We start from the raw sequence: 21886 nt of genomic DNA, 5'->3' as shown, positions 1-21886 counted from the left end.
TCCGCAGCGCGTGGCCTGCCCTACGGGGAGAGGGCGCCTTTATCGGGATCAAAATCCAGCGCAATGGAATTGATGCAATAGCGCAACCCGCTCGGCTTGGGCCCATCCGGAAACACATGTCCCAGGTGCGAGCCACACGCCGCGCAACGTACTTCTGTGCGATGCATGCCATGGCTTTCATCGGGCGCAAGCGTCACTGCCGTTCGCTTGATCGGTTGGAAGTAGCTCGGCCAGCCCGATCCTGAATCGTATTTGGCCTCCGAAGCGAACAACGGTGCGTGGCAGGCGGTGCAGACGTAGGTTCCCGCGTCCTTATGGCGGTACCACTTGCCGCTGAACGGCGGCTCGGTGGCGGAGCAACGGCATACGGCGTATTGCTCCGGACTCAAACTTGCGCGCCATTCTTCGTCGGTCTTGTCAGGTTTTGGCTGATTCATGCTCTCGATGCTCTGGCTGATCTGGCGTAGGTATCGGCAGTCCCTGCCTGTTCGCGGACCGCAAATGGCGCCTGCCGACATGGCAACCCGAAAGCTTGCGGACAGACTTAAGGTCGCTGGCGCCTGCAGGGGATTGAACGAGTATTTCCCATCCTCGTCAAAGACGCGTGCCGTCCACAGGGCCTTTCTGATAGCTTAACGCCCCTTCGTTCCCGATTGATTGCCTCCGTGAAGCCCAAGAGCCTGCCGCCCTCGCGTTCTCTGCCTCCACGCCGCCTGCTAGCAATCGCTGCTGCCGCCGCACTGTTTAGCAGTCAGGGCGCCCATGCTGCTTCCCAGACCAAGCATCCCAAAAGCACCCTCAATGGCGCGGAAGTGGTCTGCCCCTTGGGCACGTTCATCTGCACGCCACGCCCGGACAATTTCGCGCTCTGCCGACCCAACGGCCAGCTTGAGTTCTACGACCCGTTCCTGAGCAAGGATTCCTCACTGCGTCCCACGGCCAAGACTTACATCTCGGCCGATTACGTCCAGAGCCCTGATCAGACCATCTACCACCTGAGCGGCCATATAAAAACCATCCGCGCCGACCAGGAATTGCACGCGGACTTCGCCGACTACAACAGCGACACCAGCGATTACGACGCCCGCGGGAACGTGCACTACCAGGAATCGGAGCAGTTGCTCTCAGCCGACCACATTACCGGCAACACCGACAACAGCACGGGGCTAGCCACGGGTAACGTGCGCTTCCAGATGCTGAACTCGCACGGCAACGGCACCGCCGTGCGCGGACAGATGCTCGATGCGGATCACCATCGTTACACCGTGGCGACCTATTCCACCTGCGATATCGGCCGGCACATCTGGGAAATTCGCGCAAAACAGATCACCACCGATGACACCACCAACCGCGGTGTAGCGCGTGGTGCCACGATGAACATGTTCGGCGTGCCGTTCTTCTACTCACCTTATATGTCGTTTCCACTCAGCGACGACCGCCAGAGCGGCTTCCTGTATCCGTACTTTGAGCATACGGGTGAGGCCGGTTATCAGTTCAGGCTTCCGTATTACTTGAACCTGGCGCCCAATTACGACGCTACGCTGACGCCGCGCTATTACTCCTTGCGCGGTGCGATGCTGTCCGGCGAAGCCCGCTACATGTTCCCGAAGACGAACGGCATATTCGATTTCGAATTCATGCCGAGCGACAACTACAACGACCAGAAGATCACGCCGACATCGTTCGATACGCAGGGCCAGCAGCGCTATCTGTATCACATCCTCAACACCACCACTCTCTGGCCAGGATGGTTCGTCAGCACGAACATCCAACGCGCCTCCGATCAGAATTACCTGCACGATTTCGGCGATGACCTGTTCACCATTTCCACTGCGCTGTTGTATTCGAGCGTCTATCTGAATGGCGGCGGCAACTGGTGGAACGCTTCGTTCGGCGGCGACATGTGGCAGAACGTGGATCCGTCCGAACCCAACAGCGTGGAGCCTTACAAACGCCTGCCACGCGCCACCTTCAACATGGATATTCCATTCGCGCGCTGGTACGACTTCGGCCTGACCAGCGAAGCGGACGACTTCCACAAATTCGACAATGTGGAAGGCGCGCGATTGGATCTGACTCCGTACGTGGACGCGGATTTCCAGGGGCCGGCCTGGTTCTTCCGGCCCAAGCTCGCGTACCGCTATACCGCTTATTCGCTCGATTCGGGTTATCAGAACTACAGCTATTACGGGCCGATCAGCGCAGGTACCACCTCGCCATTCACACAGAGCAACCCCAGCCGCGCGCTACCGATTGTCAGCCTGGACCAGGGCCTGATCTTCGAACGCAGCACGTCCATGTTCGACACGAACTACACCCAGACGCTGGAACCGCGGTTGTTCTACCTTTATGTGCCGTACCGCAACCAGAACAATCTGCCCCTGTTCGACACGGGCCTGATGGATTTCGACGACTGGATGCTGTTCGCGCCTAACCAGTTCTCCGGCGCCGATCGCCAGATGAACGCGAACAACCTGACGGCCGCCGTCACCACGCGCCTGCTCGACGATGGCGGCGTGGAACGCCTGTCGGCCACGTTCGGGCAAATCCGCTACTTCACGCCGCAGTTGGTGCAGATACCCTGTTCCGGTACGGCCAGCGGCTGCTCACCCACCACCGACTGGGCCGGCTCCGACTACGTGGCCGAATTGAGCACTCAGTTGAACGACCAGTGGACGGCCAGCACCGAGTATCTGTGGAACCCCAACACCCGCCTCACGGACTTGGGCACGTTCACCCTGCAGCGTCGCCTCGGCTTCGACGGCATCCTCAACTTTTCCTACCGTTTCCGTCGCGGACTCTTGGAACAATACGACGTCTCGGCGGTCTACCCCCTCGCCGAGCGCTGGCGCCTGATCGGGGACTGGACGTATTCGGTGATGGATAAACGCACCGTGGAAGCACTGGCTGGCGTGCAGTACGAAGGATGTTGCGTGAAGATCAGCGTGGTGGCCCGCCACTATGTGAACGGCTACGACGGCGTCATCACCAACGTATCGCCGACCCAGCCCGGGCCAGGTAGCGATACCGCCGTCATGTTCGAGTTGGAATTCAAGGGCATGGGCGCCTTCAGTGGGCAGACGGACAGCATCCTGCGGCGTGATATCCTTGGCTATCAATAAGCGCGTCCAGCACGACTCGGACGCCCTCGGGAAAGCGGCCGGCCCGGCCGTTTTTCGGGACCGACACTAACCACCCCCCTTCGCCCCCGGCGACAGAAGGCTGTTCACTGATGAAGCAGATTTTTGCGTTATTCCTGCTGACGATCGTCGCGGCGATCCCGTCGCTAGCCCAGGCTCAGCTCCTTGCGCCGCCGCAGGATTCGAACACTTCTGGTCCGATCGACCGCATCGTCGCCGTTGTCGAAGACGATGTGATCTTGCAGAGCGAACTCAACGACGCCGTCGCCGCCATCCAGCAGCAGTACGCCAACCAGCCCGGACAACTGCCCCCCATCGACGTGCTGCGTCGGCAGGTGCTCGACCGGCTGGTCCTGATGAAGCTGCAGCTTCAACGTGCTGACGACCAGGGCATCCGCGTGTCCGACTCGGACGTCGACCAGGCCGTGCAGGCAGTCGCCGCACAGAACAAGATGACCCCCGACCAGCTGCGTGGGGCGGTGGAGCAAACGGGCATGAGCTATGCGGCTTACCGCCAGCAGCTCCATGACCAGCTCGTCGTGCAGAAGCTGCATCAGAGCGTCGTGCGCGATTCGGTCAGCGTGACGGAAAGCGAAATCAACAACCTGCTCAACAGCCCGACCTACAAGGCCGGCGAGGTGCATCTGGCACATATCCAGATCAGCATTCCCAGCGGCGCCAGCGCCGCCGACATTCAACAGTCGCAGCAAAAGGCCGAGCAGGCGCTCGCCGCCATCAAGGGCGGCATGACCTTCAAGGCGGCGGCCATCCGCTTCTCCGACGCCCAAGACGCGCTGGACGGGGGTGATCTGGGCTGGCGTCGCCTGGACGAAGTGCCGTCGGCCTTCGTCGATACGATCAGCTCCCTGAAACCGGGTGAAGTCAGCGGCATCCTGCATGGCCCGACGGGCTTTCATATCATCCAGCTCATCGATGAGCGTGCACCGTCCAAGCAGATGGTCACTGAGTTCCATGCGCGCCAAATTCTGATCCGTCCCAGCGAACTGGTGTCGCCCACGCAGGCCGAGCAGAAGGCGCAGGACATTTACAACCGCATCGTCAACAAGCACGCGGATTTCGCCAAGCTGGCGAAAGACGACTCCAATGACGACACCACTGCCAATAACGGTGGTGACATGGGTTGGTTCCAGCAAGCTGACTGGGGCACGCTGATTGGCGAGAAAGTGGCCGGCATGAAAGACGGCGAAGTGTCACAGCCGTTCCAGAGCGAAGCGGGCTGGCACATCGTGCAACGCCTGGGCACACGCAGCAGCGACATGACCAGCCAGATCGCACGCGATCAAGCGCGCCAGGCCATCGGTAACCGCAAGGCCGATCAGGCGTACGAAGACTTCCTGCGCGAGCTGCGTTCCAGCTCGTACGTGAAGATTCTCGTGCCGGAGCTGGAAGAACCCAGCGCAGACACCACCAAGGCGTCGTCGTAATGGCGATGCCGCACGGGTAAGCGGTGAACAGGCGCGCGCTTCCACGGCTTGCCCTTACCGCGGGCGAGCCGGCCGGTATCGGGCCCGAGTTGCTTGTGCGATTGGCCGCCACATCGTTGGCGGCCAATTTCATTGCGATCACGGATAGGCAATTGCTGGAACGCGCGGCTGCGCGTTGCGGGCTCGCCGTGCAACTGGACGAGGATGATGGCAGCGATGTCCATCACCGCCCGGCCGGCGTACTACGCGTTCGTCACATTCCGTTGGGCAACGCTGAAGTACCTGGCCACCCCGATCCGCACAACGCACAGCACGTGCTCGCCACCCTGTCGGAAGCCGCGGACGGCGCTTTGTGCGGCCGTTATGCCGCCATCGCGACGGCGCCGCTGCAGAAATCCTCGATCAACGACGCAGGCATTCCTTTCAGCGGTCACACCGAGTTCTTCGCCGAACGCAGCCACACGAACGTGGTGATGATGCTGGCCAGTCCCGAGCTGCGCGTGGCGCTAGCCACCACACACCTACCCTTGCACGCGGTATCGGCGGCCATCAATGCCGACTCGCTGGAACGCACGCTGCGTATCGTGCACAAGGAACTAAGCACTAAATTCGGTTACGCCCAGCCGCGTATTGCCGTGCTCGGGCTCAATCCGCATGCCGGCGAGGGTGGCCACATCGGGCGTGAGGAAATCGATGTCATCGTGCCGGTGATGAACCGATTGCGCGCCGAGGGTATGGCGCTGCTCGGCCCGCTGCCCGCCGATACGGCCTTTGTCCCTGCCCAGCGCGCACGTTATGACGCGGTGCTGGCGATGTACCACGATCAAGCACTGCCCGTGCTCAAGAGCGAAGCGTTCGATCGCACGGTGAACATCACGCTCGGCCTGCCTTTCATTCGCACCTCCGTCGATCATGGCACCGCGCTCGATCTTGCCGGCACAGGCAAGGCTGATCCTTCCAGCCTCATCGCCGCGACGCGCATGGCGATGGACCTTGTCTTGCGTCGTAGTCCATGAACGCCCCTGCCCGCCCCAAAAAAAGCTTCGGCCAGCACTTCCTGCACGAGCGCCGTTACATCGAACGCATCGTCGCAGCGATATCGCCACGACCGGAAGATTTCCTGGTGGAAATCGGCCCTGGCGAAGGCGCGCTGACGTTTCCATTGCTTGCAGCCGCCGGCAAGCTCACGGCCATCGAGCTGGATACCGATCTGATCCCCCGACTCCAAGCACAGGCAGCCGGTGCTGGCGAGCTGTCGATTGTGCACGCCGATGTGCTGAAGGTCGACTTCACCGCCATGGCACATCGTGCCGGCATGTCACACCTGCGTGTTGCCGGCAATCTGCCGTATTACATTTCCAGCCCCATTCTCTTTCACTGCATCGAACACGCGGCGGCCATCACCGACATGCATTTCATGCTGCAGAAGGAAGTGGTCGATCGCATGGCCGCCGAACCGGGCAGCAAGGTCTACGGGCGACTCTCGGTCATGTTGCAATTGGCGTGTCGCGTGGAGCCCTTGTTCGACGTGCCGCCGGGCGCATTCCGTCCACCGCCCAAGGTGGACTCCTCCGTGGTGCGGCTGGTGCCGCTTGCCGCCGATGCACGCCACGATGCAGATCCTGCACGCGTGTATGCCATCGTGAAGGCGGCCTTCGCCCAGCGCCGCAAGACGCTCAGCAATGCGTTGCGCCAGCTGATGGATGCAGACGCCATTCGACTGGCCGACGTCGATCCCAAGGCCCGCGCAGAGACCCTGGCGCCCATGGATTTCGTGAGGCTGGCGAAGATCGGGGAAGAAAAGGCGATGAACGTGGATAGCTGATTCATCCGCACGATTCCACCTCAGACTCGCACCAAGATCTGACACGTCGCGGGCGGTCGCAGCCCCTTCGCTCTGCCCGTTTCCGGCCGTCAAGTCCCGCTACAATGGGCACATGAACGACAAATCCCCCTACACGATAGACGTGCAGGTGCAAACCCGCTTCGTCTCGGACCAATCCGCCCCCAACGAAAACCGCTACGTCTTTGCTTACACGATCAAGCTGCACAATGCGGGCGGGGTGCCTGCGCGCCTGCTCACTCGTCACTGGGTGATCACGGATGCCAACGGCAAGATCGAGGAGGTGCACGGTGAAGGCGTGGTAGGTGAACAACCGTGGATGAGACCGGGCGACGACTACGAATACACCTCCGGTGCCGTTCTGGAAACAGCCGTTGGGACCATGCACGGCAGTTATCAAATGATGGCCGACGACGGCACACGCTTCGAAGCGCCCATTCCGCCGTTCACGCTATCCATTCCCCGCACGCTCCATTGAGCAAGGATCGCCCATGACACGCACGCGGCAGACTTCCCGGGTTACACGCTGATGGCCGTTTACGCGATCGGCGATATCCAAGGCTGCTATCCGGAGCTGCAGCATTTGCTTGAAAAGCTGCGCTTCGATCCGTCCTGCGACCGACTTTGGTTCTGCGGTGATCTGGTCAATCGAGGTGGCCAATCGCTGGATACACTGCGGCTGGTGCACAGCCTGCGCGACAACGCGGTGGTCACCCTCGGCAATCACGACTTGAGTTTGCTCGCCATCGCGCAACGCAAACAGGACGCGCAGGCACGCGTGAACCCGGAATTACGCGAAGTGTTGTTTGCAGAGGACGCACCCGTCCTGCTGGATTGGCTGCGCCAACAGAAGCTGCTGCATCACGACGAGACTCTTGGCTGGACCATGGTGCATGCGGGACTGGCCCCGAGCTGGACCCTCAAGCAAGCGCAGCGTTGTGCGGCGGAAATCGAGCGTGAACTCTCCAGCCCGCGCCATCCACGCCTGCTGAAAAATCTGTTTGGTAATCGACCCGCAGCATGGAGCAGTCGACTGCAAGGCATCGAGCGGATGCGCGCATCCATCAATACGCTCACCCGCATGCGCTTTTGCGATGTCAACGGCCGTATAGATTTCGAGGGCAAGGGCGCACCCGGCACGCAAAAGCCAGGTATGTATCCCTGGTTCGAAGTACCCGGCATACGCAAGCGCGATACGCGCATCGTTTGCGGCCACTGGTCGGCACTGGACCGCTTTGTCGGCATGGGTGTCTATGGCATCGACACCGGCTGCGTCTGGGGTGGAAAACTCACCGCGCTGCGCCTGGATAGCGAGGATCCGCAATACATCACCGTCAATGCACAGCCGCATCGCAAACGCATGCCGGGCGAGGATTGAGCTTTATTGCACTTGTTTCGAGGTCGCCGACGTATCGAATCCAGCAGCCAACCGTCACCCTGGCAAAAGCCCGGGACATGAGTCTTTTATGGATAGCTTGCCGACCTGAAAGTCACCGCACCCCGGCTTTCGCCGGGGCGACGGTTCAAGGCACTTAGCTCAACTGCCCGTGGCAATGCTTGTATTTCTTGCCCGAACCGCAAGGGCACGGATCGTTGCGGCCCACTTTCGGCCCAGTAACCACCGGTTCCGCCGCGACCGCAGCGTGCTGCGATGCTGGCGCATCCATACCCAGGGCACCACCGGCCGGCGCACCGCCACCGCTGGCCTGCATCTGGCGCGCCATGCGTTCGGCCAGGCGCTGCTGCTCGGCTTCCATCGCGGCCACTTCCTCCTCGCTGCGAATGCGGATGCGTGCCAGCATTTGCGTCACTTCGGTCTTGATGCGCGCCAACATCTGGGAGAACAGCTCGAACGATTCTTGCTTGAACGCCTGCTTGGGATCTTGCTGTGCATAGCCTCGCAGATAAATGCCCTGGCGCATGTAATCCATGCTGGCAAGATGCTCCTTCCACGCATTGTCCAACACGCTAAGCATGATGTGCTTTTCGAGTTGGCGCATGGTTTCCGGGCCGATCTGCTTTTCTTTGCCCTGGAACAACTCGTCCAGCAGCGCACGCACATGTCTCAGCATCACCTCGGCGTCGACGTCAGACTGCTGTTCCAGCCAGGACTTGAGCTGAGTCGAAATGCCGAAATCGCTTTCCAGCTCGCGCTCGAGCCCGGGGATATCCCACTGCTCGTCGATGCTGTCGGCCGGCACATAGCGACGCACCAAGTCGCTGACCACGTCTTCGCGGATATCCGCGATGGTGGCTGAGACGTCGTCTTCTTCCAGCAATTCATCGCGCTGACGATAGATCACCTTGCGCTGATCGTTCGCGACGTCGTCATATTCGAGCAGATTTTTACGGATATCGAAGTTGTGCTGCTCGACCTTGCGCTGCGCCTTTTCGATCTGCCGGCTGATCATGCGATCTTCCAGCGCCTCGTCTTCCTTCATGCCGAAGCGCTTCATCCAGCGCACGAGGCCTTCGCCGCCGAAGATGCGCAGAAGGTTGTCCTGCAGCGACAGATAGAAACGCGACGAACCGGGGTCGCCCTGACGGCCGGAACGGCCGCGCAGCTGATTGTCGATACGGCGGGATTCGTGGCGCTCGGTGCCAACGATGTGTAGGCCGCCGGCAGCAATAACCTGCTCGTGGCGTTTCTGCCATTCGGACTTGGCGCGCGCGCGATCGACCTCGGTTGTCTCTGGCGGAAGTGCCGCCAGCGCGGCTTCCAGGCTGCCGCCGAGCACGATGTCGGTACCGCGGCCGGCCATGTTGGTGGCAATGGTGACAGCGCCGGGCGTACCAGCCTGCGCCACGATGTGCGCTTCGCGCTCGTGCTGCTTGGCGTTGAGCACTTCGTGCGGGATCTTTTCCTGCCGCAGCAGGTTGGACAGCAGCTCGGAGACGTCGATCGATGCGGTACCTACCAATACCGGCTGGCCGCGCTTGTGGCAATCCCTGATGTCCTCGATTACCGCCTTGTACTTCACGTCCTGGCTAAGGAACACCATGTCCGGGTTGTCTTTGCGGATCATCGGCTTGTGGGTGGGGATCACCACCACTTCCAGGCCATAGATCGTCTGGAACTCGTACGCTTCGGTGTCGGCCGTGCCGGTCATGCCGGCCAGCTTCTTGTACATGCGGAACAGGTTCTGGAACGTCACCGTGGCCAGCGTCTGGTTCTCGCGCTGAATCGGCACACCTTCCTTCGCTTCGACCGCTTGATGCAGGCCATCGGACCAGCGGCGACCCGGCAGCGTACGGCCGGTGAATTCGTCGACGATGATCACCTCGCCATCGCGCACGATGTAATCCACGTCGCGCTGATAAATCGCGTTGGCGCGCAACGCGGCGTTGAGGTGATGCACCACGGCGAGGTTGCGCGCGTCGTACAGGCTGCCTTCCGGATCGATCACCTTGACCTGTTGCAATAGCTCTTCAGCATGCTGCATGCCCTCTTCGGAGAGGTGCACCTGCTTCTGCTTTTCATCGACCCAGTAATCCCCCGGGCCATCTTCCAGTTCCTGGCGCGTCATGCGCGGCACGATCTTGTTCACCGCGATGTAGAGCTGCGGCGAATCTTCGGCCGGCCCGGAGATGATCAGTGGCGTGCGCGCTTCGTCGATCAAGATCGAGTCCACTTCGTCGACGATGGCGTAATGCAGGCCGCGCTGCACGCGCTGGTCCTTGGACAACGCCATGTTGTCGCGCAGGTAATCGAAACCGAATTCGTTATTGGTGCCGTAGGTGATGTCCGCGGCGTAGGCAGCATACTTGTCGGCCTGATCCATGCCCGGATACACCACGCCAACCGTCATCCCCAGGAAGTTGTACAGCTTGCCCATCTGGGCAGCGTCGCGCCTGGCGAGGTAATCGTTGACGGTCACAACGTGCGTGCCCTTGCCTTCCAGCGCGTTCAGGTAGACCGGTGCGGTACCGACCAGGGTCTTGCCTTCACCGGTGCGCATTTCGGCGATTCTGCCCATGTGCAGGACCATGCCGCCGACCAGTTGGACGTCGTAGTGGCGCATGCCGAGCACGCGCTTGGCGCCCTCGCGCACGACGGCGAAGGCTTCGGGCAGAACCTTATCCAGCGCCTCGCCCTTGGCGATGCGCTGCTTGAACTCCTCGGTCTTGCCACGCAGGGCCTCGTCGCTGAGCTTCTCGTACTCAGGTTCCAGCGCATTGATGCGCGCGACGGTTTTAGAGAGCTGGCGCAGTACGCGTTCGTTACGGCTGCCAAAGAGGCTCGTCAGGGCACGGTTGAGCATCGATCTTCCGGATCAGGAAACTAAGGGAGCCTGCCGGAGCTAACCCGGACGGGCAAAGGCCTGATGATACTAGGGTCCGCCGGGTATCCCAAACGCGGGGATCGCGGCCGGTCCCACCCAGGGGTGGCGGTACGGCGGCACGCTTTCAAGGGTGCCGACGACCTGGTGCGAGCGTTCGCTCAGCGGTGGTTCTTGACGTACGCCAGCGGGTTGACCACGCGGCCGTTGTGCCAGACCTCAAAATGCACGTGCGAACCGGTAGAGCGGCCGGTGGAGCCGGCCTCGGCGATTTCGTCGCCGACACGAACGTGCTGGCCGGGATGCACCAGCAATTTGCTGTTGTGCGCATAGCGCGTCATGTAGCCGTTGCCGTGGTCGATTTCCACGACGTTGCCGTAACCATTGCGCACGCCGGCATACGTGACCATACCCTCGGCGACGGTATGTACGGGGCTGCCGTAAGGTACTGCGATATCCAAACCGGTATGGCGCGCGGCGAGGCCATCAAAAGGATCCGTGCGCACGCCGAAATAAGAAGAGATGTAGCCATCCGCCGGCATACCGGTCGGCTTGAGATTCGAATCGATGCGGGCATTGAGCAGCAGGCTTTGCATGGCGCTCAATTGCGCCTGCTGCGTCTCGAATTGGGTTGCCAACTGATTGATGCCAGCGTCCAGCGTCTGCGGCAAGGCATAGGCGCTGCTGCCATCGGTCACTTCCACACCACCCACCGGCGGCGGCTGATCGAAATTGAATTCGTTGTTGTCCAGCTTGCCGACTTGCACCAGCCGCTCACCCAAGGCGTTGAGTCGGGTGGCCTGGGCTTGAAGCTGGCCGAGCTTGATGGCGAGCGCATCCATTTGCCGATGCGCATCGTCACGCAGGTCGCCCAATTGCTGGTTCTGGGTCTTTATCTGTTGATGCAACGCGTTGATTTCAGCCAGCGCACGATCGCGCGGACTTGCTACCGCCAGCGCAAACCCCGCGCCGACGCTCGCCAAAGCCAACACCATCGCGGCGCCCATGCCCCATACACGCCAGCGAAGACGCGGGTTGGTGAGATCCAATGTTCTGGGCACCTTCCCTGCACGTGAGACGAGTATGATTTGCATGTCATTACCGGTTCGAAGTTTTTTTACTGATGCAGCGCGACGTACCCGCCTCCCACCGCACTGGCCATGGACTCCAATCCATCGCCGATGTGGGTCCTGTCGCAGCGCTGGCTCAAAAGGCCGGCAAGCTGGAGGCATTGGACCGCGCACTGCGCCAGACGTTGCCACCACCTCTGCGCGAACAAGTCAGATTCGCGAATTTCCGTGGTGACCGCCTTGTTTTCCTGGCTTCCTCACCGGCCTGGGCATCGCGCCTGCGCCTGCAACAGGCACAGATCCTCGCTGCCGCACGCGCCATCGGCGCCAATGCCAGCTCAGTCACCGTGAAAGTGGCCCCCCTTCCTCCGCCAGACCCGCCGCCGGAGCAATCAAAACCGCTTTCTGCCGCCGCGGCGCTTCACCTGAAGGCCGCTGCGAGTTCCATCCATGACCCGGAATTGCGGGCAATGTTCCTCGAACTGGCGTCCATCGCCGAACCTGCTGATTCCGACCTTTCCGCGACGCCCTGAGCTGCACGCGTCTGGACCGGGTAAGGCGAGCAATCGCCCGCGCCGGTGCGGAAGCCGGTTTTATACCATGGGATACCCCACCCCGGTCTCTATGCCGCGTGGTCATAACGTGAACCGTCGTCCGTACAAAATGTGATTTAGATCACAAAATAAGACGAAGCCCACAAAAATAAACAGACCGGGCTCCTTCGAACCCGGTCTATTGGTAGGTGTACAGGCTGTTTTAGATGGCCTGGGCGGGGTGAGCGTAGGAGATCGGCGCGGTAGCCGGGTCGTCCTGGTAGCTGACCTCTTCCCACGCGGTCACGTCGGCGATCAGCGCGCGCAACAGCTTGTTGTTCAACTCGTGACCGGACTTGTGCGCATAGTACGCGCCGATCAGGCTGTGGCCGAGCAGATACAAGTCGCCAATCGCGTCGAGAATCTTGTGTTTGACGAACTCGTCTTCGTAACGAAGACCGTCTTCATTGAGCACGCGGTAGTCATCGAGCACCACGGCGTTGTCCATCGAACCACCAAGCGCGAGGTTATGTTCGCGCAGCATTTCGATGTCGCGCATGAAACCGAAGGTACGTGCGCGGCTCACTTCCTTGACGAAAGAAGTGGTGGAGAAATCGATCTCGGCACGCGACGTGCGCTTGGAGATGATCGGATGATTGAACTCGATCGAAAAACCAACCTTGAAGCCTTCGAACGGCTCAAAACTGGCCCATTTATCGCCTTCCTGCACCTTCACCGGCTTCTTGATGCGGATGAAGCGCTTCGGCGCGGACTGTTCTTCAATGCCCGCCGATTGCAGAAGGAACACGAACGGACCGGCACTGCCGTCCATGATCGGCACTTCGGGTGCGGACAGATCGACATACGCATTGTCGATGCCCAAACCCGCCATCGCCGACAACAGGTGTTCCACGGTCGAAACACGTACGTCTCCGTTGACTAACGTAGTGGACAAACGTGTGTCACCCACGTGATCGGGACGCGCGTGAATCTCAACCGGAGGACTGAGATCGGTGCGACGGAAAACAATGCCCGTGTTCGCTGCCGCCGGACGCAACGTCATATAGACCTTGTCGCCGGTATGCAGACCGACGCCGGTGGCACGGATGATGTTTTTCAACGTACGCTGCTTAATCATTTATTGGGTACCTATAGGGGCAGCAGCCAATTCGAGTTGGGATGCTAACACAGTCTTAACCTGCGAAAAAACAAACCGTACCGTACAGTCCGGCCAACCCTTCATTTTCCTTTCATCTAGTAATGCGAGTCATTCGCATTCCAATGCTGCAAGCACTACAGGTAGATCAAGCACTTGCGATTTGACACAAAACCCCGCGCCGGGGACGGGAAAAGTCCGGCAACGGGATTTTGGACCTGTAGCATGGATTCACCTCCACGCCCGCCGATCGTGCGCCATCCTTGAGGGCGCACTGTCTATCGCATTCAAACGCACGAAAGCGACATTCGCCGACGCTGGTCAGGCCCCCTATCGCAGCCGGCGCGCCGGCGGCAATCCGTCAACGGACACGGAGGATACCCCTCCTCGCCCGGTGCAGGAAACTCTGACACGTTAGCGTGTCGTTAGTTCATGCTCTTCACATTTCTTCACACTTATTAATACGCCTCAATCGGCCTGGCGACGCAAGAAGGCCGGAATATCCAGGTAGTCGAAGCTCGGGTCAGCGCTCTTGGCGGCGGCGTCGCCCCCGCGTGGATTGCTGGCCACCCCTTCTGGGTGCGCGTAATCGACCACTTCGTTGCCGGTCCCGGTGCGCAGCACCATCGGGCGAGGCCGCTGACGCATCTCCACCTGCTGGGTGACAACCGGGCGAACCGGCTGGCGGGCCGTGGCCCGGTTCAGACCTGTGGCAACCACCGTCACGCGCACGTCGTCCTGCATTTCCGGATCGAGCGAGGTGCCGATCACCACCGTGGCGTCTTCGCTGGCGAAGTCGTGGATGATGCGGCCGATCTCGTCGAATTCGCGCATGGTGAGGTTCGGGCCGGCAGTGACGTTCACCAAGATGCCGCAGGCACCGTTGAGGTTGACGTCTTCCAGCAGCGGGTTGTTGATCGCCGCTTCGGCGGCCGCTTGCGCGCGATCGTCGCCGCGGGCGGTGCCCGAGCCCATCATCGACAAGCCCATTTCGCTCATCACGGTGCGCACGTCGGCGAAGTCGACGTTGATCAGGCCAGGGGCGGTGATCAGGTCGGCAATACCTTGCACGGCGCCGAGCAGTACATCGTTGGCCGCCTTGAACGCGTTGAGCAGCGTCACTTCACGACCGAGCACCGAGAGCAGCTTCTCGTTCGGCACCGTGATCAGCGAATCGACGTGCTGGGACAGGTCTTCGATACCCTTCAGCGCAACCTGCATGCGGCGGCGACCTTCGAACGGAAACGGCTTCGTAACCACGGCGACGGTCAGGATGCCTTTTTCTTTGGCAAGTTGCGCCACCACCGGTGCCGCGCCCGTGCCCGTGCCGCCGCCCATGCCGGCGGTGATGAACACCATGTCGGCGCCTTCGAGCATTTCCTCGACGCGCTCGCGATCTTCCAGTGCAGCCTGACGGCCTACCTCCGGATTGGCGCCCGCGCCCAGGCCCTTGGTGACGTTGGCCCCAAGCTGCAGGTGTATGCGACCGCCGCAGCCCTTCATGGCCTGCGCATCGGTGTTACACACCACGAACTCGACGCCTTCGATGTTGGAATTGAGCATGTGCGCCACGGCGTTACCGCCGCCGCCGCCCACGCCAATGACTTTGATCACCGCATTGGGTGCCAGTTTTTCGACCAGTTCAAACATTTCCCGTCCTCCGTAGAGCTTCGTTGTCGTTGTAACCGCGGTCGGACTCCTGTCTTTCCGTGGTGGTGAGCGAACCTCCATTCGCCCGAGCTGCGCCTCCTGCGCCGCCTGACCCTTCGTTTCTAAAAATTCTTGGTAATCCAAGTACGCAACTTATCGACCAAACCACCGACGCTGCCGCCGGCCGGACCACTCACACGCATGCCACCGGAACGCGCGCCATGCAACAGCAAACCCACACCGGTGGAATGCAGCGGATTGGCGATTACCTCGCCCAACCCGACCACATGTTGTGGCACGCCCACGCGCACCATTTTGTGGAAAATTTCCTCGGCCAATTCGAGTGCGCCTTCCATGCGCGCCGCGCCACCGGTAAGCACCACCCCTGCCGCGACCAGGCTGTCGTAACCGGAGCGGCGCAATTCGTCCTGCACCATTTCGAAGATTTCCTCGTAACGCGCCTGCACGCTCTGCGCGAGCGACTGGCGCGCCAGGCGACGTGGCGGACGATCGCCCACACTCGGCACCTGGATGGTTTCTTCGGCATGCGCAAGCTGAGCCAGCGCGCAGGCGTATTTGATTTTGATTTCTTCGGCATGCGCAGTCGGTGTATGCACGCCGTAGGCGATGTCGTTGGTGACCTGATCGCCGCCCACCGGCAACGACCTGGTGTAGCGGATCGCGCCTTGCGTGTAGATCGCGATATCCGTCGTGCCGGCGCCGATATCGACCAGGCACACACCGAGCTCGCGCTCATCGTCGGTGAGCACCGATTTGGCGCTCGCCACCGCCGAAGGCACCAGTTCGTCGACGGACAGGCCGCAGCGCTGAATGCACTTGCTGATGTTCTGCACCGCCGCCGCCGCGCCCGTCACAAGATGCACGGACGCCTCCAGGCGTACCCCGCTCATGCCTACCGGCGAGCGGATACCGTCCTGACCATCGATGCGGTATTCCTGCGACTCCTTATATAAGACCTTTCGATCGGCAGGAATCGCCACTGCGCTCGCCGCTTCCAGCACCTGATCGAGATCGCCGGGCGCCACCTCGCGGTCGCGGATGGCGGCCGTGCCATGCGAGTTGCGCGTCTCCAGATGGCTGCCGGAAATGGAGGCGTAGACCGAGCGGATGTCGCAGCCGGCCATCAGCTCGGCTTCCTCCACGGCGCGCTGGATCGAATGGACCGTCGATTCGATGTCCACTACCGAGCCGCGCTTCATACCGCGCGAAACGTGCGAGCCGATGCCGATCACCTCGATCGGTTCGCCCGGCTCGTATTCGCCAACAATCGCCACCACTTTCGAAGTGCCGATGTCGAGGCCGACGACCAATTGCTTTTCAGTTTTGCCTTTCATGTGCGTGGCATGCCTCCGGCAGTCGGGGCGGCCGTCGCTTGCGGCCATTTCACGGCAAAGCCGTTGGTGTAACGAAGATCGGCGTACACGAAAGCCTGGTCATGACCGGCAACCACCTCCGGATACACGTCGAGGAAGCGGCTCAAACGGCGGCCGGCCTGATTGCGATCGCCGACGACAATCTGGGCGCCTGAATCGGTGGCGACACTCCAGCTTCCGCGCTCAGTCAACGTCACGCCGCTGATTTTCAGATGCGTGCCAATGAATGCTTTCTGCGCATCGGCAAAGAAGCTCACCACCTCGGCAAGGTGATCGTCCGGACCGCGCAGATCGGGGAGCTGGTTGTAATCGGCCGCATTCGGCACGGTAAATACTTTGCCTTCGCGACTGATCAGCTGATCGCCGTTCCAGCGGGCGAACGGCTGCCGTTCGTATACGCGCAGCAACAGGGTGTCGGGCCAGCGCTTGCTCGCTTCCACCGATTCCACCCACGGCAATGCCGCAACCGCCTTCTGCACGGTGTCCAGATTCAGGGCAAAGAAGCCCTTGCCCAGACGCGGCTGCACGACGGCGCGGATCTGCTCGGCACTCACGTGCTTGAACTCGGCCTGCACCGTCAACTGCGTCACCGGCCAGCGATCGGCGGCAAACCAGCCGTTCAACACACCGACAATCGGCAAGACCACCAGTGCGATGGCCAGGCACCAGGCGACGAGGCGGATGCTTCCCCTCATGCATCCTCCCTGAAGCTGGTTTCGAGCACGCGCCAGCACAGTTGCTGGTAATCGATACCTGCCACGGCAGCGGCCTTCGGCACCAGCGAATGCGAGGTCATGCCCGGGGCGGTATTTACTTCCAACAGCCAATTGCGGCCTTCGCGATCGCGCATCACGTCCACGCGGCCCCAGCCCAGGCAACCCAATGCGTCGAATGCTTCCAGCGATAGCGCACGCAACGTGGCTTCCGCCTCACCGTCCAAGCCCGGGCAGATGTAACGCGTATCCTCGGCAATGTACTTGGCGTTGTAGTCGTAGAACGCGCCCTTGGGCACGATGTGGATGCTCGGCAACACCTGGCGACCGAGAATGCCCACGGTGAGCTCGTCGCCCACGATCAGCGTTTCCATCAGCAGATCGCCAGGATATTTCTGCGCCAGGGCGACGGCGGCATCCAGGCCGCTCTCCTCGAACACGCGTGTGACGCCCACGCTGGAACCTTCGCATGCAGGCTTTACGATCAGCGGGAAGCCGATGTCTTTCGCAGCGGCATGCACATCGGCGCCACGCGGCAGCGCCACGAACTTTGGCGTCGGCAAACCGAGCGATTGCCAGACGCGCTTGGAACGCGTCTTGTCCATCGACAGCGCTGAACCGAGCACACCCGAACCGGTGTACGGCACATGCAGCGATTCCAGGGCACCCTGCAGCACGCCATCTTCGCCACCGCCGTGCTGGCCGTGCAGGATGTTGAACACGCGTGCGAAGTGTCCGGCGCGCAGTGCATCAAGCAGTGCGGGAATGCCATCGATCGCATGCGCATCCACACCGCGCGCTTGCAACGCTGCCAACACGTTGCGGCCGGAATCGAGCGACACCTCGCGCTCGGCCGAGCTGCCGCCCATCACGACGGCGACGCGACCAAACTGGGCGGGGTCAGTAATTTTTTTCATGTATCGCTCGTCCTCAAATGACCCGTTTGCGCCAACTCCACTGCCGCGGTGCCGATATCGCCGGCGCCCAGCAACAGCAGCAGGTCGCCGTCGCGCAACAGCGTCGGTAGGGTGTCTTTCAATTCGCGCGGATGGCTGATCAATACCGGATCGACCTTCCCGCGCGCGCGCACTGCACGCGCCAAGGCGCGGCCATCCGCACCCGCGATCGGCGCTTCACCGGCCGGATAGACGTCCGTCAGCACCAGCACATCGGCCTCGGCAAGCACATTGGCAAAATCATCGAGCAGATCCCGCGTGCGGCTGTAGCGATGCGGCTGAAAACCGACGACGAGCCGACGCATCGGCCAGCCACCGCGCGCCGCAGCAAACACGGCGGCGATCTCACGCGGATGATGACCGTAGTCATCGACCAGCATCGCCTTACCTTTATCCAATGCAATCTCGCCACGACGATGAAAGCGGCGGCCCACGCCTTGGAAGTGCGCCAAGGCATGCGCGATCGCCTCGGCTTCCACGCCGAGCTGCCAACCGATCGAAGCGGCAGCCAGCGCATTGAGCACGTTGTGCCGGCCGGGCAAATTGAGCGTGACAGGAATCGGCTTGCTCAGACCCGGCAGCGACAGATCGAAATGCATTTCGAAGCCGCTCTGACGTACATTCGTCGCGCGCACGTCGGCGCGCTCGGCATCGATACCGTATGTCATCACACGGCGAGCAGTGAGCTTCGCCAGCTCGGCCACTTCCGGATCGTCCACGCACAGCACCGCCAATCCGTAGAACGGCAGGCGATGCAGGAAATCCGAAAACGCCCTGCGCACCAGCGCAAAATCACCCTGGTAGTTTTCCAGATGATCGGCATCGATGTTGGTGATGACCGCAATCACCGGTGACAGCAGCAGGAACGAACCATCCGATTCATCCGCTTCGGCGACGATGTACTGGCCGGTTCCCAAGCGCGCATTTGCACCGGCGGCATTGAGCTGACCGCCGATGACGAAGGTCGGGTCGTAATCGGCTTCGGCCAGTACGCTCGCCACGAGACTGGTGGTGGTGGTTTTACCATGCGTACCGGCAATGGCGATGCCGCGCCGGAAGCGCATCAGTTCGCCAAGCATTTCCGCACGAGGGATCACTGGAACGCGCGCCTCGCGGGCGGCGACGAGTTCGGGATTGTCGGTCTTGATGGCGCTGGAGGTCACCACGACATCGGCATCATCGATATGCGCTGCGGCGTGGCCGATGCGCACATCGATACCGAGCTCGCGCAAACGCTGCGCCGTGGACGATTCGCTGCGATCGGAGCCAGACACCGCATAGCCGAGGTTATGCAGTACTTCGGCGATACCGCTCATGCCAACACCGCCGATGCCGATGAAATGCACGCGACGGAAGGTGCTCATCAAATCTTCGTGGGCGAGCAGGCGACGCGGCGTCATGCAGCCACCTCCACGCAGGCGCGTGCGATATCCGCCGCCGCATCCGGCTTGGCCAGTGTGCGTGCAGCCTGTGCCATGGTGAGCAACGTGGCGCGATCACCCAGCAATGCAGCCAGACGCTGCGCCAAATCTTTCGTATTCAAATCACATTCCTGAATCAGTTCGGCCGCGCCCGCGGCGACCAATGCCTCTGCGTTGCGGGTTTGATGGTCGTCCACCGCATGCGGGAACGGCACCAGCACTGCACCCAGCCCGCATGCCGTAAGTTCAGCGAGCGTCAGCGCGCCTGCTCGGCAGACGGCGAGATCGGCCCAGGCGTAGGTGCCGGCCATGTCTTCGATAAACGGCACGATGCGTGCGTCGACGCCGGCATCGGCATACGCTTTGCGCGCCTCGTCGATGCCGCGATTGCCACATTGATGTAGCACGTCCGGCCGGTCTTCCAGCGGCATTTGCGCGAGCGCCTGCGGCACGGACAGATTCAATGCGCGCGCACCCAGACTGCCACCGAGTACCAGCAAGCGTGGTTTACCGCTACGTTCCGCCATGCGCTGCACCGGCGAGGACAACGAGGCAATCGCACCGCGCACCGGATTGCCCACCCACTGGGCGTTCGGCAGCGCATCGGCAAAGCCCGCCATCACACGCCGCGCGTGCGCAGCCAGCTTGCGATTGGTGAAGCCTGCCACGCGGTTCTGTTCGTGCACCAGTAACGGACGATGCAACAGACGTGCTGCCACGCCGCCAGGACCGGCGACGTACCCACCCATCGACAACACGCTGCGCGGCTTCAGGCGATGCAAAACAGCAAGCGACGACAGCAATGCGCGCATCAACATCAACGGTGCGAGCAACCGTGTTTTCAAACCCTTGCCACGCAAACCGCCCACGGCGATGGTGTGCAGCTCAATGCCATGTGCAGGCACGACCTTGGTTTCCATGCCCCCTTCCGCGCCCAGCCACACCACCGGCACGCCCTGTGCGCGCAGCGTTTCGGCCACGGCAAGACCGGGAAAGATGTGACCGCCGGTACCGCCAGCCATGATCAGCACGGGAGCGTTCGCGCTCATGCCGCCACCGCCTCGCGCTCACGCGTGCCGTTCGGGTTTGCATCCGGTGCTGCGGCTGCCGGCATGCGCGTAGCCATCTGCCGCGCATCGAGCGCGCGATTGATTTCGTACGTCGCGCGCAGCAAGACGCCCGCCATCGCACAGGTCAGCGCGATGGACGAGCCGCCGTAGCTGATCAACGGCAAGGTGAGGCCTTTGGTCGGCAGCGCGCCCAGATTCACGCCGATCGACACCATTGTCTGGAAACCAATCATTAGCGAGATGCCGAACGCGATGTAACCCGCGAAGCGCTGGCCAATTTCCACGCCTTTCAAGCCGATGTATAGCCCCCGCCATACCACCAGCGTAAACAGGCACATCACGCCGATAATCCCGGCCAGGCCAAGCTCCTCGCCAATGACCGCGAAGATGAAGTCGGTGTGTGCTTCCGGCAGATAGGAGAGCTTCAACACGCTCGAACCCAAACCCACCCCAGTCCATTCGCCACGCCCGATCGCCATCAACGATTGCGTGAGCTGGAAGCCATCGTTGAACGGATCCTTCCACGGATCCATGAACGAGGTGAGACGCTTCATGCGATAGCTTTCGCTGGTCGCCGCAATCGCCAGCAGCGGCATCAGCGGCATGCCCATGATCATCAGGAAGAGAGGACGCGCCCCGCCCAGCCACACCAACGCGATCGTCACCGCGATCACCAGCGTGGCCGAGCCGAAGTCGGGCTGGGCCAGCAGCAGCAGCACGATCACGCCCGATACGGCGATCGGCTTGACCAGGCCAAGGAAGCGCGTCTCGATGCTTTCCCGATGCCGCACGAGGTAACTGGCCAGATACACCACCAGGATCAACTTCACCGCCTCCACCGGCTGGAACGAGGTGACGATCAGATTCAGCCAGCGCCGCGCGCCATTCAGCCGCATGCCAAGATGCGGCACGAACACCGCCAGCAGCATGATGAAAGCCAGCAGCATCAAGAAGAACGCGTGTTTCTCCACCACCTTCAGCTCGGTGCGCATCGCGACGCCGGCCACCAGCAGGCCGAGCGAGAGATACATGAGGTGGTGCTTGAGGTAATAGAACTGGCCCAGGTGCGAGCTGTCAGCCACAGCAATCGAGCTCGACGTCACCATTACGACACCCACGCAGGCGAGCCCGACCAGGGCCACCAGCAACGGCAAGTCGAACTTGCCGCGCGGACCCTGTCGGCGCTTTGCCTGGGTTGTGTCGAAACCGAACATG

Annotated in this window: 18 protein-coding genes; 7 read left to right on the top strand and 11 right to left on the bottom strand. The window is 61.6% G+C overall.

Annotation, left to right across the window (positions count from 1 at the left end; genetic code table 11):
• Positions 1 to 20 precede the first annotated feature (20 nt).
• Positions 21 to 437 carry a peptide-methionine (R)-S-oxide reductase MsrB gene (gene msrB / locus DWU98_RS00190; protein WP_115493476.1) on the bottom strand — a complete coding sequence of 139 codons (417 nt, stop codon included), beginning with the start codon at positions 435 to 437 and terminating at the stop codon, positions 21 to 23.
• Positions 438 to 665: 228 nt separating this feature from the next.
• Here msrB and DWU98_RS00180 point away from each other — a divergent pair, with 228 nt between their 5' ends.
• The 6 genes from DWU98_RS00180 (at position 666) to DWU98_RS00155 (ending at position 7806) form a co-directional block, all read left to right on the top strand.
• Positions 666 to 3122, top strand: a complete 2457-nt coding sequence (locus DWU98_RS00180) for an LPS-assembly protein LptD (protein WP_115494104.1) — start codon at positions 666 to 668, stop codon at positions 3120 to 3122.
• Between the two features lie 110 nt (positions 3123 to 3232).
• Entirely contained in the window at positions 3233 to 4585 is a 1353-nt protein-coding gene (locus tag DWU98_RS00175) for a peptidylprolyl isomerase (RefSeq protein ID WP_115493474.1), read from the top strand.
• A 23-nt stretch (positions 4586 to 4608) separates the two neighbouring features.
• Positions 4609 to 5601: a 4-hydroxythreonine-4-phosphate dehydrogenase PdxA gene (gene pdxA, locus DWU98_RS00170; protein ID WP_115493473.1), complete on the top strand. Its 993-nt coding sequence runs from the start codon at positions 4609 to 4611 to the stop codon at positions 5599 to 5601.
• Positions 5598 to 6410 (top strand): 16S rRNA (adenine(1518)-N(6)/adenine(1519)-N(6))-dimethyltransferase RsmA, encoded by an 813-nt coding sequence (gene rsmA, locus DWU98_RS00165; RefSeq protein ID WP_115493472.1) that lies wholly within the window; start codon positions 5598 to 5600, stop codon positions 6408 to 6410. Before pdxA ends, rsmA begins: the two co-directional genes overlap by 4 nt.
• Positions 6411 to 6522: 112 nt before the next feature.
• Positions 6523 to 6906, top strand: coding sequence for a Co2+/Mg2+ efflux protein ApaG (gene apaG / locus DWU98_RS00160; protein ID WP_115493471.1), 384 nt, complete (start codon positions 6523 to 6525; stop codon positions 6904 to 6906).
• Positions 6907 to 6957: 51 nt separating this feature from the next.
• Positions 6958 to 7806, top strand: a complete 849-nt coding sequence (locus DWU98_RS00155) for a symmetrical bis(5'-nucleosyl)-tetraphosphatase (RefSeq protein WP_115493470.1) — start codon at positions 6958 to 6960, stop codon at positions 7804 to 7806.
• A gap of 154 nt (positions 7807 to 7960) precedes the next feature.
• Here DWU98_RS00155 and secA read toward each other — a convergent pair whose 3' ends face one another.
• Together secA and DWU98_RS00145 are read right to left on the bottom strand one after the other, a co-directional pair.
• Positions 7961 to 10690 (bottom strand): preprotein translocase subunit SecA, encoded by a 2730-nt coding sequence (secA, locus tag DWU98_RS00150; RefSeq protein WP_115493469.1) that lies wholly within the window; start codon positions 10688 to 10690, stop codon positions 7961 to 7963.
• A 179-nt stretch (positions 10691 to 10869) separates the two neighbouring features.
• Positions 10870 to 11802 carry a M23 family metallopeptidase gene (locus DWU98_RS00145; protein ID WP_115493468.1) on the bottom strand — a complete coding sequence of 311 codons (933 nt, stop codon included), beginning with the start codon at positions 11800 to 11802 and terminating at the stop codon, positions 10870 to 10872.
• 29 nt (positions 11803 to 11831) lie between these two features.
• On the opposite strand from DWU98_RS00145, the gene DWU98_RS00140 reads away from it, so the two are divergent.
• A complete protein-coding gene (locus DWU98_RS00140; protein WP_115493467.1) occupies positions 11832 to 12311 on the top strand; it encodes a DciA family protein in 480 nt (159 codons plus the stop codon).
• A 223-nt stretch (positions 12312 to 12534) separates the two neighbouring features.
• Here DWU98_RS00140 and lpxC read toward each other — a convergent pair whose 3' ends face one another.
• The 8 genes from lpxC to ftsW form a co-directional block, all read right to left on the bottom strand.
• Positions 12535 to 13449 (bottom strand): UDP-3-O-acyl-N-acetylglucosamine deacetylase, encoded by a 915-nt coding sequence (gene lpxC / locus DWU98_RS00135; RefSeq protein ID WP_115493466.1) that lies wholly within the window; start codon positions 13447 to 13449, stop codon positions 12535 to 12537.
• A gap of 486 nt (positions 13450 to 13935) precedes the next feature.
• A complete protein-coding gene (ftsZ, locus tag DWU98_RS00130) occupies positions 13936 to 15117 on the bottom strand; it encodes a cell division protein FtsZ (RefSeq protein ID WP_115493465.1) in 1182 nt (393 codons plus the stop codon).
• Positions 15118 to 15239: 122 nt separating this feature from the next.
• The gene (gene ftsA / locus DWU98_RS00125; protein ID WP_115493464.1) at positions 15240 to 16472 is read right to left on the bottom strand and encodes a cell division protein FtsA; all 1233 of its coding nucleotides are present in this window, start codon (positions 16470 to 16472) and stop codon (positions 15240 to 15242) included.
• Positions 16469 to 17206: a cell division protein FtsQ/DivIB gene (locus DWU98_RS00120; protein ID WP_115493463.1), complete on the bottom strand. Its 738-nt coding sequence runs from the start codon at positions 17204 to 17206 to the stop codon at positions 16469 to 16471. Before DWU98_RS00120 ends, ftsA begins: the two co-directional genes overlap by 4 nt.
• Positions 17203 to 18141: a D-alanine--D-alanine ligase gene (locus DWU98_RS00115; RefSeq protein ID WP_115493462.1), complete on the bottom strand. Its 939-nt coding sequence runs from the start codon at positions 18139 to 18141 to the stop codon at positions 17203 to 17205. Before DWU98_RS00115 ends, DWU98_RS00120 begins: the two co-directional genes overlap by 4 nt.
• Positions 18138 to 19580 carry a UDP-N-acetylmuramate--L-alanine ligase gene (gene murC, locus DWU98_RS00110; RefSeq protein WP_115493461.1) on the bottom strand — a complete coding sequence of 481 codons (1443 nt, stop codon included), beginning with the start codon at positions 19578 to 19580 and terminating at the stop codon, positions 18138 to 18140. Before murC ends, DWU98_RS00115 begins: the two co-directional genes overlap by 4 nt.
• On the bottom strand, positions 19577 to 20650 hold the full coding sequence (gene murG, locus DWU98_RS00105; RefSeq protein ID WP_115493460.1) for an undecaprenyldiphospho-muramoylpentapeptide beta-N-acetylglucosaminyltransferase: 1074 nt from the start codon (positions 20648 to 20650) through the stop codon (positions 19577 to 19579). Before murG ends, murC begins: the two co-directional genes overlap by 4 nt.
• A complete protein-coding gene (gene ftsW / locus DWU98_RS00100; RefSeq protein ID WP_115493459.1) occupies positions 20647 to 21885 on the bottom strand; it encodes a putative lipid II flippase FtsW in 1239 nt (412 codons plus the stop codon). Before ftsW ends, murG begins: the two co-directional genes overlap by 4 nt.
• Position 21886: the final 1 nt, after the last annotated feature.

This window comes from Dyella monticola (assembly GCF_003363155.1).
Taxonomy (GTDB): domain Bacteria; phylum Pseudomonadota; class Gammaproteobacteria; order Xanthomonadales; family Rhodanobacteraceae; genus Dyella_B; species Dyella_B monticola.
This window is presented reverse-complemented; position numbering and strand designations above follow the sequence as displayed.

What these genes read in the sequence shown, in the direction of transcription:
- msrB (WP_115493476.1), bottom strand. Translation starts at nt 437, where the DNA reads ATGAATCAGCCAAAACCTGACAAGACCGACGAAGAATGGCGCGCAAGT.
- DWU98_RS00175 (WP_115493474.1), top strand. Translation starts at nt 3,233, where the DNA reads ATGAAGCAGATTTTTGCGTTATTCCTGCTGACGATCGTCGCGGCGATC.
- rsmA (WP_115493472.1), top strand. Translation starts at nt 5,598, where the DNA reads ATGAACGCCCCTGCCCGCCCCAAAAAAAGCTTCGGCCAGCACTTCCTG.
- apaG (WP_115493471.1), top strand. Translation starts at nt 6,523, where the DNA reads ATGAACGACAAATCCCCCTACACGATAGACGTGCAGGTGCAAACCCGC.
- DWU98_RS00155 (WP_115493470.1), top strand. Translation starts at nt 6,958, where the DNA reads ATGGCCGTTTACGCGATCGGCGATATCCAAGGCTGCTATCCGGAGCTG.
- secA (WP_115493469.1), bottom strand. Translation starts at nt 10,690, where the DNA reads ATGCTCAACCGTGCCCTGACGAGCCTCTTTGGCAGCCGTAACGAACGC.
- DWU98_RS00145 (WP_115493468.1), bottom strand. Translation starts at nt 11,802, where the DNA reads ATGCAAATCATACTCGTCTCACGTGCAGGGAAGGTGCCCAGAACATTG.
- DWU98_RS00140 (WP_115493467.1), top strand. Translation starts at nt 11,832, where the DNA reads ATGCAGCGCGACGTACCCGCCTCCCACCGCACTGGCCATGGACTCCAA.
- lpxC (WP_115493466.1), bottom strand. Translation starts at nt 13,449, where the DNA reads ATGATTAAGCAGCGTACGTTGAAAAACATCATCCGTGCCACCGGCGTC.
- ftsZ (WP_115493465.1), bottom strand. Translation starts at nt 15,117, where the DNA reads ATGTTTGAACTGGTCGAAAAACTGGCACCCAATGCGGTGATCAAAGTC.
- ftsA (WP_115493464.1), bottom strand. Translation starts at nt 16,472, where the DNA reads ATGAAAGGCAAAACTGAAAAGCAATTGGTCGTCGGCCTCGACATCGGC.
- DWU98_RS00120 (WP_115493463.1), bottom strand. Translation starts at nt 17,206, where the DNA reads ATGAGGGGAAGCATCCGCCTCGTCGCCTGGTGCCTGGCCATCGCACTG.
- DWU98_RS00115 (WP_115493462.1), bottom strand. Translation starts at nt 18,141, where the DNA reads ATGAAAAAAATTACTGACCCCGCCCAGTTTGGTCGCGTCGCCGTCGTG.
- murC (WP_115493461.1), bottom strand. Translation starts at nt 19,580, where the DNA reads ATGACGCCGCGTCGCCTGCTCGCCCACGAAGATTTGATGAGCACCTTC.
- murG (WP_115493460.1), bottom strand. Translation starts at nt 20,650, where the DNA reads ATGAGCGCGAACGCTCCCGTGCTGATCATGGCTGGCGGTACCGGCGGT.
- ftsW (WP_115493459.1), bottom strand. Translation starts at nt 21,885, where the DNA reads ATGTTCGGTTTCGACACAACCCAGGCAAAGCGCCGACAGGGTCCGCGC.